Raw genomic sequence first — 12,457 nt, 5'->3', positions numbered from 1 at the left:
GCGCATGAGCGATAAGCCTGAACACGACCAGCCAATGCCGCTGGTTTCGCACCTGACCGAGTTGCGTACCCGCCTGTTGCGCTGCATCGCGGCGATTTTCATCATTTTTGCCGGGCTGTTTGCCTTTACCCAGCAGATCTACACCCTGGTCTCCACGCCGCTGCGTGAATACCTGCCGGTGGGTGCAACGATGATCGCCACCGACGTGGCCTCGCCGTTCCTGACCCCGCTCAAGCTGACCATGATGGTCTCGCTGTTTATCGCCATTCCGGTGATCCTGCATCAGATCTGGGGGTTTATTGCACCGGGCCTGTACAAGCATGAAAAACGCATCGCCGTGCCCCTGCTGGTGTCGAGCATTTTCCTGTTTTACGCCGGCATGGCCTTTGCCTACTTCCTGGTATTCCCGCTGGTGTTCAAGTTCTTCGCCGCTGCCACCCCGGAAGGGGTTGCGATGATGACCGATATCAGCAGCTACCTTGATTTCGTCATGACCCTGTTCTTTGCTTTTGGCGTGGCCTTTGAAATCCCCGTAGCCGTAGTGCTGCTGGTGTGGATAGGCATCGTCGATGTGCAATACCTGCGCAAGATCCGCCCCTACGTGATTATCGGCTGCTTCGTGGTCGGCATGATCCTGACCCCGCCCGACATTTTCTCGCAAACCTTGCTGGCGATCCCGATGTGGATGCTGTTTGAAATCGGCATCCTGTTTGGCAGCCTGGTCAGCAAAAACAAGCGTGGCGATGACGCAGACGAGCAACCGGCCGATAACGACGCCCAACCGCCAGCACCACAAGCGTGAACCTGCTGCTCCTCGAAGAGGCTGATTTCATTGCCGCCGATCGCGTGATCCTGCGTGACCGGCGCCTGACGCATATGCAGGAAGTTCACCGTGCTGCAGTGGGCGACAGCCTGCGCGTGGGGCGCATTGGCGGGCTGATGGGCAGCGCCGAACTGGTGCGTCTGGAGGCCAAAGAGGCTGAGCTGGTTATCCACAGCCTGGACCTGCCGCCACCCGCCAAACTGCCACTGACCCTGCTGCTGGCGCTGCCGCGACCGAAAATGCTGCGCCGGGTGCTGCAAACCGTAGCCTCGATGGGTGTGCCCAAGATCATTCTGGTCAACAGCTACCGGGTTGAAAAAAGCTTCTGGCAGACACCGTTTCTGGAGCCCGAAGCCATCCGCGAACAGTTGATCCTGGGGCTGGAGCAGTCCCGTGACAGCGTGTTGCCCGAGGTCATCATCGAAAAACGCTTCAAGCCGTTTGTCGAAGACCGCCTGCCGGCGCTGGTGGAAGGCACACTGGGCCTGGTGGGCCACCCGGGGGATTACCCGGCCTGCCCGCGCGGGCTGGATGAGGCCGTAACCCTGGCCATCGGCCCTGAGGGTGGCTGGATCCCCTACGAGATCGACTTGCTGGCCAAGGCGGGCTTGCAGCCAGTGCAACTGGGCGCACGCATCCTGCGGGTCGAAACCGCCGTCACGGCGCTGCTCGCCCGCCTGTTCTAGACCGCTCTGCAGGGCGCTGCGGGCGCATTCCAGGCCCGCAGCAGCCCCTGACATTTGTGTAGCCTCTTTTCCTCCTTAAGATTTGCTCGCTCGAGCCGATGCAGTAGCACTTCAATATCACTCAAGAAGCCATGGACGGCTGTTATCGATGCCAATCGATCAAAAAAAGGAACTCGTCCATGAACCATTGGTTGACTGCCACACTAGGCAATATCAGTGTCAATCGTAAGCTTGGCCTGGGCTTCGGCCTTGTATTGCTGCTGACCCTGCTCATCACCATCACCGGCTGGAAGGGGCTGACCAGCGTGATTGAGCGGGGCGACAAGCTGGCCAATATTTCCCAGGTCATCGCCCTGATCAAGGATTTGCGCATTGCCCGCGTCACCTACGACAAGAACAACGGTGAAAACGGCCCGGGCGAGGTCAATGACCTGCTCAACAAGATCGGTAACCAGCTGGTCGCCGCCAACAAGCTGATGGTCCAGGCCAATGACCTGAGCATGAGCAAGGACGAAATCAGGGCCGTCGAGCAGTACAAGAGCATCTTCGCCACTATCGATGAGGCGACCCGGGCACGCGAAGTCAGCAGGGCCAAGCTCGGTGCAACATCCGTCGCCGCCCTCAGCCAGATTGCCGGGATCGAAAAGGACGTGCTCCAGAGTGAAAACCTGGCCGAGTTCAACAGCGTCAACCAGGTCAACCGGTCGCTGTTGCAGGCCCGCTTCGAGGTGCGCGGCTACACCCACACCGGCGACATCGATGCCGCGGTGCCTGCCGTGGAAGCCATCGATCAAGCGCTGGCAGAACTGGCCAGCCTCAGTAAGCGACTGCCCGCTACCTATGCCCCTCAATTCGAGCAGGCCATCGCTTCGCTGAAGAACTACCGCGCTGCCTTTATCGACTTTCGCGACTCCCAAGTGAATAGCGACAAGCAATTATCACAACTGCAAGTACTGGGCGATGCACTGGTCGACCTGAGCAACAAACTGTCCCTGTCACAACTTGACCAACGGGATATCGATACCCGACACGCCAAAACCGCGCTGCTGGTCTGCGCATCATTGGCACTGGTGCTGGGCATTATCGCGGCCTGGATCATCACCTGGCAGATCGTTACGCCCTTGCGCGACACGCTCAATATTGTCCGGGCCGTGGCAGCCGGTGACCTCAGCCAGAGCCGCCCGACAACCCGCCGTGACGAACCCGGCCAGCTGCAACAGGCCATTGAAGTCATGCGCGGGGGCTTGCACGAACTGATCTGCGGGATCGGCGAAGGCGTTAGCCAAATTGCCAGCGCAGCGGAGCAGCTGTCTGCCGTTACCGGGCAAACCAGCGCAGGGGTCAACAGCCAGCGCATCGAAACCGATCAGGTCGCCACTGCCATGAATGAAATGGCCGCCACCGTGCATGAAGTCGCGCGCAATGCCCAGGAAGCGTCCAAAGCCGCGATCACCGCCGACCTGCAAGCTCAGGAGGGTGACACCGTGGTGGCCCAGGCCATTGAGCAGATTGGCCGCCTGGTGGCGGAAGTGCAGCTATCCACTGATGCAATGGCACATCTGAAGCACGAAAGTGACAAGATCGGTAGCGTACTGGATGTCATCAAGGCTGTTTCGCAACAAACCAACTTGCTGGCCCTCAACGCCGCAATTGAAGCCGCCCGTGCCGGAGAGGCAGGCCGTGGTTTTGCCGTGGTGGCCGACGAGGTACGCAGCCTGGCGCAGCGCACGCAGAAGTCCACGGAAGAGATTGAAGTGCTGATCACGGGCCTGCAAACCGGTACGCAACAAGTATCCAGCAGCATGGACAGCAGCCGGTTGCTGACGGACAGCAGTGTCGAGTTGACCCGGCGGGCGGGTGACTCTTTGAGCACCATTACCCGTACGGTATCGACCATTCAAGGTATGAATCAGCAGATTGCGGCCGCGGCCGAGCAACAAAGCGCGGTGGCCGAAGAGATCAACCGCAGTGTGGTGAATGTGCGCGACGTGTCAGAGCAAACTGCCACCGCCAGCAAGCAGACCGCCGCCTCCAGCATTGAACTCGCACGGCTAGGCACACAGCTGCAAACCCTGGTGGCCCGTTTCAAGGTCTGACCAGGAGCGGTGCGACTTTCGTCACACTAACGGCAACTGTCCTTCAGTTCCGGGCCACGACGCCGATGACCTGATACCCCTCCAAGGAGTATCACCATGTACCGTCAGCTGGCCCAACTGCTGGGCAATATCAGCGTCAACCGCAAACTCTGCCTGGGCTTCGGCCTGGTGCTGGTGCTGACCCTGCTGATTGCCGGCACGGGCTGGAACGGCCTGGTCTCGGTGATCGACCGGGGCGACAAGCTGGCCAACATTTCGAAAATCATCAGCCTGACCAAAGACCTGCGTATTGCCCGCCTCGAATATGAACGCCAGCCCGGGGAAAGCGCACTTGCCGGCGTTACCAACCAACTGAGCGAACTGGACAACGCACTGGCGTTGTCGCGCAAACAGCTGACCTCTCCCGACGACCTGGCCCTGGTTGAGCAGCAGCTCAACGCCGTGGCGGAGTACAAACGTGCCTTCGCCGACCTGATCCAGGGTACGCAGGCCAGTGATCAAGCCGTTGAACGCATGCACCAGCAGGGCAATGTCCTGATCGAGCAAAGCCAGAAGCTCTCGACCCTGCAGGCCACCAAACGCAACAACGAAAGCCGCCAGGCTACCAACCTGCTGATCGGCTGCACACTGCTGGCACTGGTACTGGGCATCATTGCTGCCTGGGTTATTACCCGCCAGATAGTCATACCGCTGCAACGCACCCTCAAAACCGTTGAGCGCATTGCAGCAGGCGACCTGACCCACGACCACCCGACCGACCGCCGCGACGAGCTGGGCCAGCTACAGCAAGCCATACAGCGCATGACTGCCGGCCTGCGGGAGTTGATTGGCGGTATCAGCGACGGCATAACGCAAATCGCCAGTGCCGCCGAAGAACTCTCGGCGGTCACCGAGCAAACCAGCGCCGGGGTCAACAACCAGAAGGTCGAGACCGATCAGGTCGCTACCGCCATGCACGAAATGGCGGCAACCGTGCAGGAAGTGGCGCGTAATGCCGAAGAAGCTTCCGAGGCTGCGCTCGCGGCCGACCAGCAGGCGCGTGAGGGCGACACAGTGGTCGCGCAGGCCCTGGCCCAGATCGAGAAGCTGGCCATCGAAGTCGGCCACTCCACCGACGCCATGGGCCATCTCAAGCGCGAAAGCGACAAGATCGGCAGTGTGCTTGACGTGATCAAGTCCGTGGCCCAGCAAACCAACCTGCTGGCGCTCAACGCGGCGATTGAAGCGGCACGGGCGGGTGAAGCCGGTCGCGGCTTTGCCGTGGTGGCCGATGAGGTACGCAGCCTGGCGCAGCGCACGCAAAAATCCACGGAGGAGATCGAAGAGCTGATTGCCGGGCTGCAAAGCGGCACCCAGCAGGTTTCCAGCAGCATGGACAGCAGCCGCGCCCTGACTGACAACAGCGTTGAGCTGACCCGTCGAGCAGGCGAATCACTGGGCAATATTACCCGCACGGTGTCTACGATTCAGGGCATGAACCAGCAGATTGCCGCAGCCGCCGAGCAGCAGAGCGCGGTGGCGGAGGAAATCAACCGCAGTGTATTGAATGTGCGTGATGTGTCTGAGCAAACCGCCGCCGCCAGCGAAGAGACAGCAGCATCCAGCGTTGAACTGGCGCGCCTGGGTACGCATTTACAGACATTGGTGGGGCGGTTCAAGGTTTAGAAACCTCTGCCCCTGTGGGAGCGGGCAAGCCCGCTCCCACAAAAGCAGGCAGGCCGTGCTCTTAAAGCACCTGACGCAAAAACGCCTGGGCGCGCAGGTCTTTGGGCGAGGTGAAGAAATCTTCCGGGGCGGAATCTTCCAGTAACTTGCCGTGGTCGAAGAACAACACGCGGTTCGCCACTTCACGGGCAAAGCCCATTTCGTGGGTCACGCAGACCATGGTCATGCCTTCGCGGGCCAGGGTCTTCATCACGTCCAGCACTTCGCCGACCATCTCCGGGTCGAGCGCCGAAGTCGGCTCGTCAAACAACATCACCTTGGGTTCCATCGCCAGCGCACGGGCAATTGCCACACGCTGTTGCTGGCCACCCGAGAGACGTGACGGGTACTCATTGGCTTTTTGCCCGATCCCGACCTTGTCCAGCAATGCCCGGGCCTTGGCTTCGCGCTCGGTCTTGCCGCGCTTGCGCACAACCTTCTGCGCCAGGCACAGGTTTTCCAGCACGGTCATATGCGGAAACAGGTTGAAATGCTGGAACACCATGCCGACTTCACGCCGGTAGGCGTTCACGTCGGTCTTGGGGTTGGCCAGATCCAGGCCGTCGATGCTGACGGAGCCCGAGTCGAAGTCTTCCAGGCCGTTGAGGCAGCGCAGGAAAGTCGACTTGCCGGAACCCGACGGGCCAATCACCACCAGCACTTCGCCCTGGGCGACGGTGGTGCTGACGTTGTCCACGGCGCGCACGATATGGCCGCGGGTGTCGAAGACTTTTACCAGTTCGCGAACTTCAATCACTTTGCGCGAGCCTCCGCTCAAGCCGGCTGGCGAAATGCGACAGCGGCAGGTTGATCAACAGGTACAGGCCCGCTACGCAGAACAGGATTTCGAACGGCGAAAACGAGGTAGTGATGACTTCCCGACCGCTTTTGAGCAGTTCGGTAATGGCAATCACCGACACCAGCGAAGTGTCCTTGACCAGGCTGATAAATTGCCCGGCCAATGGCGGCAGCACCCGCTTGAACGCCTGCGGCAACACCACATAGCGCATCGACTGGCTGCCGTTGAGGCCCAGCGAGCGGGCCGCTTCGTTTTGCCCGCGAGCAATGGACTGCACGCCCGAGCGGATGATTTCAGCCACATACGCACCGGTGAACAGCGACAGCGCGGCAATACCGGCAAATTCGCGGGACAGGTTGAGTACGGTGCCGATAAAGAAGTAGAAGATAAAAATCTGCACCAGCAACGGCGTGCCACGGACCAGTTCGACGTACAGCGTCGAGAGGTCGCGCAGGGTCGGGTTGTTCGACAGCCGGCACAGGCCCGTAACCAGCCCGATAATCAAGCCCAGTACGCCAGACACCAGCGACAGCCAGACGGTCGTCCACAGGCCCCACAGCAGCGGCCCCGCAGCCCAGTGGCGGTTGACGCCGATCACATCGCCTTCGTCGACTTCGTCACCTTCGGCCAGTTGCAGGCTATTGCCGGCAACGCTCACCCGTTGTTCATTGCCATCATCACCGCGCAGCAGCACTTCGGCAGTGTCGCCCTTGCGTACCAGTTCGATGATGGTCGAGTGCTCAGCAGCCCGCTGGGCTTCTTCGGCCTGATAAGCGAAATACTGGGGGACGCGGTTCCAGCGCCATTCGTAAGACATCAGCGAGGTGGCGTAATACAAAGCCCCCGCCAGGCCGATGAGCACCAGCACGGTCAATACGTGCCAGGGCCACTGGGCTTTTTTTTGTTTGATCACTTTCAGGTTCCACGTCTTGTATCGCTAGGGAGGCCGTCATCGCGGGCAAGCCCGCGATGATTCAATCAGCCTTATTCCATGTCCTTGAGCCAGGCGGTGTCTTTGAACCACTTGTCATGGATGCGATCGTAAGTGCCGTCTTCGTGGATCTGGTGCAGGAAGTTGTTGATGAAGTTGATGCTGTCGTAGTCACCCTTCTTCAGACCGAAGGCCAGTGGCTCGTAGGTGAATGGCTGGTCAAGGAACACCAGTTTGCCGTTACCGAACTTGTTGACGGCTACAACGTTGTAAGGCGCGTCGTATACAAAGGCATCAGCCTTACCGTTAACCACGTCCAGCACACCTTCAGGCTCGTTGTCGTAGCCGTGGTACTGGGCTTTGGACATCAGCTTGCGGGCGATCATTTCGCCGGTGGTGCCGATTTTCGAGGTCAGGCGGTATTGCGGGTCGTTGAGGTCTTTGTAGGACTTGATCTTGTCAGCCAGTTCCTTGCGTACCAGCAGGGTTTGGCCCACAACAATGAAGGGTTCGCTGAAGTTCAGGCGCAAGTTGCGTTCCTGGGTCAGGGTCATGCCGCTGCCGATCATGTCGAACTTGTTGGTCATCAGGGCCGGGATGATGCCGTCGTAACCGGTAGACACCAGCTCCAGCTTGACACCCATGGACTTGGCCATCGCTTTGAGCAGGTCAACTTCGAAGCCAATGATCTGGCCACGCTTGTTGGTCATTTCAAAGGGCATGTAGGTAGGGTCCATGCCCACCTTTAAGGTGCCACGCTTGACCGCATCATCAATTGCGCCTGCATGGGCTGCGCTGATCGCCAGCAGTGCAGTGACACCGCACAGCAGTTTCGAGACAAACTTCTTCATCATCAACTCCCCCTCACCTACTCAATTAAGGTGTTGGCCAGCGGCTGGCTTGAAGCAAAAAGCCAATAAAGCCGGGCACTCACCCATTCGAAAACGGATGCTAACTCACTGAGGGTTGTGAGACGAGTTTTGAAACAGAAAAGGCCAATGGCCGGGGGATACAGTCACTGTGGGAGCGGGCTTGCTCGCGATACAAGCGACGCGGTGCAACAGGTATTACGAGGTGATGCAATCGCGAGCAAGCCCGCTCCCACTTAAAGCGGAAACGGGTTGCTCACGAAGGATCAAGCAGCAGGCTGCAACGGCAACAGCGGTGCGTGAGGGTCGGCAGCAACCGACTCACGCCAGGCGTTCAGCCAGCCTTCGTGCCCCTCGCTCCACACCAGCGCATGCAGGCGTGCAAGGGCAACCGGGTCGCTCAACAACTGCATGCGCTCGTTGTTGGTAACCCCCTCTGGACCGACTTTGAGTGCATGACGCACACGCTCGGTACGCAACCACTCAATCGGCTCGGCTTCCCGGTGACGCGAGGTCGCCAAAGCACAGGCCAATGCGTTCTGCTGCGGATCAACCACGGCCCGGACAAAACCGTCATGCAGCGCATGGTAGCGATTTTCATGGGTGTATTCGGCGGTAGCCGACAACTCACGGGGCGGCGCATATTCCTCAGGAATCAGGAACAGGCTTTCGTCACGGGTCTTGAGGCCCAGTTTCACCCGGCTGGAGATCACGGAAACCGGGATCGACAACATCAGTGAACCGACAATCGGTACCAGCCACCACAAAAAGCTCGGGTTCAACCACAGCACCAATGCAGCCCATGCCGCACCCAGCAGGGTTTGCGGGCCATGACGGCGTACGGCTTCGCTCCACGGCGTGGAGTCGTCGTCACGCTGTGGCGAGTTCCAGGTCGCCGCCCAGCCCAGAAACGCGGCCAGGACAAAGCGGGTGTGGAAGATCATGCGCACCGGTGCCAGCAGCACCGAGAAGAGCATCTCAAGCAGCATCGACAGCGTTACTTTGAACTTGCCACCGAACTCTTTGGCACCCTTGGCCCAGATCAGAATGATGCTCAGCAGCTTGGGCAGGAACAACAAGACGATGGTGGTGGAAAACAGCGCCACGGCTTTTTCCGGGTGCCACTGTGGCCACAACGGGTACAACTGCCGTGGTTCCAGGAAGTACTGTGGCTCCATCAGCGTGTTGACCGCCAGCAGGGCCGTCGACAACAGCAGGAAGAAGAACCACAACGGTGCCGACAGGTACGACATCACCCCGGTCAGAAACACCGCACGGTGCACCGGGTGCATACCCTTGACCAGAAACAGGCGGAAGTTCATCAGGTTACCGTGGCACCAGCGACGGTCACGCTTGAGTTCATCCAGCAGGTTAGGCGGCAATTCTTCATAGCTGCCCGGCAAGTCGTAGGCAATCCACACACCCCAACCGGCACGGCGCATCAACGCGGCTTCCACGAAGTCGTGGGACAGGATCGCGCCCGCAAAAGCGCCTTTGCCCGGCAGCGGCGCCAGGGCGCAGTGCTCGATAAACGGCTTCATGCGGATAATTGCGTTGTGACCCCAGTAGTGGGATTCACCCAACTGCCAGAAGTGCAAGCCGGCGGTAAACAGCGGGCCGTACACACGGGTGGCGAACTGCTGCATGCGCGCATACAGCGTGTCCATGCCCGAGGCTCGTGGCGCGGTCTGGATGATACCGGCGTCCGGCGTAGCTTCCATCAGGCGTACCAGGCTGGTCAGGCACTCACCGCTCATCACGCTGTCTGCGTCGAGCACCACCATGTACTTGTAATCACCGCCCCAGCGACGGCAGAAGTCGTCGAGGTTGCCGCTTTTACGTTTTACACGGCGACGGCGACGGCGGTAGAAGATCCGCCCGAAGCCTTCGGTTTCGCGGCATACATCCAGCCAGGCCTGTTGCTCGGCAACGCAGATATCGGGGTCGTTGCTGTCACTGAGGACGAAGAAGTCGAAGCGGTCCAGGTCGCCGGTGGCGGCCACCGACTCGTAAGTCGCGCGCAAACCCGCGAATACACGGGTGACGTCTTCGTTGCAGATCGGCATCACCAGCGCGGTACGCGCTTGTTCCGGGATCGGTTCATTACCGGCGCTGGCGCCGGAAATACGGTATTTGTCGTGCCCGGTCAGCAGTTCCAGAAAGCCCATCAGGGCGGTCCAGAAACCCGCCGACACCCAACAGAACAGAATCCCGAACAGGATCAGGATGCTGGTTTGCAGGGCATAGGGCAGCACTTGCTGGGCCGTTTGCATCAACGGCTGGTGCAATACTTCTTCAAGGTCAACGAACGACCAGCCCTGGTACGGCATGATGCCTTTCATGTACCAGCCCGCAACGATGGTCTGGCCGAGCATCAACACCAGCAGGATGTAGCGGCGGATCGAACCCACCGTACGCCAGCGGGCCTTGGGCAGGACGCGTTCGTCGATTTCCGGCTTGGGCGGGTTGCTGCGCCCGGTCAGGCGCCGCCAGCCACGCACCAGGATATTGGTGCGCCATGGCTCTGGCACTACCTTGGTACGGCGAATCGGCGGCGTAGCCTTGAGCATGACCCGGCCGCTGGCGTCGAGGGCGAGCATTTCTGCTTCCTCAAGTTCAGCCGCCGAAGTCAGGTTCAGACGCGTGCCCACCGAAGCCTGAGCGGCCTCGGCAGCATCCACGTCGCTCTGCGCCGACAAGCGCGCATGCAACTCGGCGAACGAGGAGCAGTTCGCCAGTTCCGCGCGCTGCTCATCGCTCAGTGGTAAATGCGCCAGGTACTCGCTGAGCGAGGCCGGGTGGGGCTGAGCATTACTCATCGGCTGGCAACTGGTAGCTCCAGGTCTCGGTCAGCACTTTTTCAGTCTTGACCGGCTCCGGAGTGGCTGGGGTCGCTTCAGGCGCCTTGGCGTCCTTGGCTGCGTGGTCTTTCTTTTCCTGTGCCTTGGCCGCAGCTTTCTCGGCTTTGGTCTCAGGTGCCTTATCCGCTTTGGCGGCCGCAGCCGGCTCAACGTTCTGGACCAGCGCTGCACGCATTTCCGTGGCCTTGCTCGGGTCTTTGATTTTCAACCGCAGGGTCAAGCGCCAGCCCTTGGTTTCAGGGTTGTAACGCACGTTGTTTTCAACCAGTTCGGCGTTGTCACCCACACTGACCTGGCTGCGCACAGCAGCATTTTCCGGCAGAGCCTTGAGGGACGGGCCTTCGAAGTCCACCAGATACGCCACACTGCCGTCTGGTTGGCGGATCAGGTTGGATTGCTTGACGTCACCGGTCGAACGCAGGGTCTGTTGTGCCCAGGCGCTGTCGGCCGGGTGCAGAGCTGCTTCATCCATGGTCCAGTGCAGGCGATAAGCGAAATCAAACGGCTTGAGCGGCTCCGGCAGGGTGTCCGGACTCCAGAAAGCAACAATGTTGTCGTTGGTTTCGTCAGCGGTTGGAATTTCTACCAGGTCAACCGAGCCTTTGCCCCAGTCGCCCTGTGGTTCGATCCAGGCGCTTGGACGCTTATGGTAGTTGTCATCCAGGTCTTCGTAGTGGCTGAAATCACGGCCACGTTGCAGCAAGCCGAAACCACGCGGGTTTTCAACGGCGAAGTTGCTTACCGACAAGTGTTTCGGGTTGTTCAGCGGACGCCAGATCCACTCGCCGTTACCGGCGTGAATGGCCAGGCCCGACGAATCGTGCAGTTCGCGACGGTAGTTGAGGACCTTGGACGGCTGGTTGGCGCCAAACAGGTACATGCTGGTCAGCGGAGCGATGCCCAGCTTGCCGACCTTGTCACGCAGGAACATTTGCGCCTTGACGTCCACTACCGTGTCCACGCCCGGGCGCAGGGTAAAGCGGTAAGCACCGGTAGCCCGTGGCGAGTCCAGCAGGGCGAAGATCACCAGATGCTTGTCGTTAGGCTTGGGTTTTTCGATCCAGAATTCGGTGAAGCGCGGGAACTCTTCGCCCGACGGCAATGCCGTGTCGATCGCCATACCACGGGCCGACAGACCATAGATCTGGCCCTTGCCCACAACGCGGAAGTAACTCGCGCCGAGCATGGTCATGATCTCGTCCTGTTTGTCCGCCTTGTTGATCGGATACAGCACGCGGAAACCCGCCCAACCGAGGTTTTCGGTGGCTTTAGGATCGAACTTGACGTCACCGAAGTCGAAACGGCTCGGGTCGTACTTGATCTCTTCAACCGTGGTGGCGGTCACTTCGTTGATTTTCACCGGCGTGTCGAAATGCATGCCCTGGTGATAGAAGGACAGTTTGAACGGGGTTTTGTCACCCGCCCACTGGGCCTTGTCACGGTTGAACTGGATTTTCTGGTAGTCCGCGAACTTCATGTCGCGGAATTCCTTTGGCAAATTGCTGCGCGGCGCTTGGTACTTCTGCTCGGCGAGGGTTTTAGCCTCAGCCGCCACGTCATCCAGACTGAATGCCCACAGTTGACCCGCACCGAACAAGCAAAAGAGCGCAGAGCCCGTCACCAGTGCGTTACGCAACCGCTTGGCAGACATTTTTGGTGCATTTAATGGACTAACAATCACGAGCAAA

General features: G+C 59.8%; 9 protein-coding genes and 1 pseudogene. 5 read left to right on the top strand and 5 right to left on the bottom strand.

From position 1 onward, the window contains the following. Window positions 1–4: 4 nt before the first annotated feature. The 5 genes and pseudogenes from tatC (at window position 5) to GHN92_RS16950 (ending at window position 5,270) form a co-directional block, all read left to right on the top strand. Window positions 5–802, top strand: a complete 798-nt coding sequence (gene tatC / locus GHN92_RS16965; protein ID WP_095000830.1) for a twin-arginine translocase subunit TatC — start codon at window positions 5–7, stop codon at window positions 800–802. Next, window positions 799–1,509: a 16S rRNA (uracil(1498)-N(3))-methyltransferase gene (locus tag GHN92_RS16960; RefSeq protein WP_095000829.1), complete on the top strand. Its 711-nt coding sequence runs from the start codon at window positions 799–801 to the stop codon at window positions 1,507–1,509. The genes tatC and GHN92_RS16960 overlap by 4 nt, the downstream gene beginning before the upstream one ends. 131 nt (window positions 1,510–1,640) lie before the next feature. Further along, window positions 1,641–2,750, top strand: a pseudogene (locus GHN92_RS24465) (methyl-accepting chemotaxis protein); the annotation flags it as partial. Next, on the top strand, window positions 2,742–3,605 hold the full coding sequence (locus GHN92_RS24460; protein ID WP_372239752.1) for a methyl-accepting chemotaxis protein: 864 nt from the start codon (window positions 2,742–2,744) through the stop codon (window positions 3,603–3,605). The pseudogene GHN92_RS24465 and the gene GHN92_RS24460, both read left to right, overlap by 9 nt. A 96-nt stretch (window positions 3,606–3,701) precedes the next feature. Beyond that, entirely contained in the window at window positions 3,702–5,270 is a 1,569-nt protein-coding gene (locus GHN92_RS16950) for a methyl-accepting chemotaxis protein (RefSeq protein ID WP_095000827.1), read from the top strand. Between the two features lie 61 nt (window positions 5,271–5,331). On the opposite strand, the gene GHN92_RS16945 is transcribed toward GHN92_RS16950, so the two are convergent. From GHN92_RS16945 to GHN92_RS16925, 5 genes are all read right to left on the bottom strand, one after another. Then, entirely contained in the window at window positions 5,332–6,066 is a 735-nt protein-coding gene (locus tag GHN92_RS16945; protein ID WP_095000826.1) for an amino acid ABC transporter ATP-binding protein, read from the bottom strand. Next, entirely contained in the window at window positions 6,059–7,018 is a 960-nt protein-coding gene (locus GHN92_RS16940; RefSeq protein WP_370688616.1) for an amino acid ABC transporter permease, read from the bottom strand. Before GHN92_RS16940 ends, GHN92_RS16945 begins: the two co-directional genes overlap by 8 nt. Before the next feature lie 74 nt (window positions 7,019–7,092). Further along, window positions 7,093–7,890 (bottom strand): transporter substrate-binding domain-containing protein, encoded by a 798-nt coding sequence (locus tag GHN92_RS16935; protein WP_016783160.1) that lies wholly within the window; start codon window positions 7,888–7,890, stop codon window positions 7,093–7,095. Between the two features lie 284 nt (window positions 7,891–8,174). Continuing rightward, complete coding sequence (mdoH, locus tag GHN92_RS16930) at window positions 8,175–10,727, bottom strand: glucans biosynthesis glucosyltransferase MdoH (RefSeq protein WP_153380633.1); 2,553 nt, start codon at window positions 10,725–10,727, stop codon at window positions 8,175–8,177. Further along, window positions 10,720–12,450 (bottom strand): glucan biosynthesis protein G, encoded by a 1,731-nt coding sequence (locus GHN92_RS16925; protein WP_178102638.1) that lies wholly within the window; start codon window positions 12,448–12,450, stop codon window positions 10,720–10,722. Before GHN92_RS16925 ends, mdoH begins: the two co-directional genes overlap by 8 nt. Between the last annotated feature and the right edge of the window lie 7 nt (window positions 12,451–12,457).

The sequence above is a fragment of the Pseudomonas sp. FSL R10-2964 genome (assembly GCF_009600035.1).
GTDB classification, from domain to species: domain Bacteria; phylum Pseudomonadota; class Gammaproteobacteria; order Pseudomonadales; family Pseudomonadaceae; genus Aquipseudomonas; species Aquipseudomonas bubulae.
Note: the sequence above shows the minus strand (reverse complement) of the source record. Positions and strands in the feature narration are given on the sequence as shown.

Bases quoted from the DNA above. Each gene is read 5' to 3' on its own strand.
- tatC (WP_095000830.1), top strand. From the start codon at position 5: ATGAGCGATAAGCCTGAACACGACCAGCCAATGCCGCTGGTTTCGCAC.
- GHN92_RS24460 (WP_372239752.1), top strand. From the start codon at position 2,742: ATGCGCGGGGGCTTGCACGAACTGATCTGCGGGATCGGCGAAGGCGTT.
- GHN92_RS16950 (WP_095000827.1), top strand. From the start codon at position 3,702: ATGTACCGTCAGCTGGCCCAACTGCTGGGCAATATCAGCGTCAACCGC.
- GHN92_RS16935 (WP_016783160.1), bottom strand. From the start codon at position 7,890: ATGAAGAAGTTTGTCTCGAAACTGCTGTGCGGTGTCACTGCACTGCTG.
- mdoH (WP_153380633.1), bottom strand. From the start codon at position 10,727: ATGAGTAATGCTCAGCCCCACCCGGCCTCGCTCAGCGAGTACCTGGCG.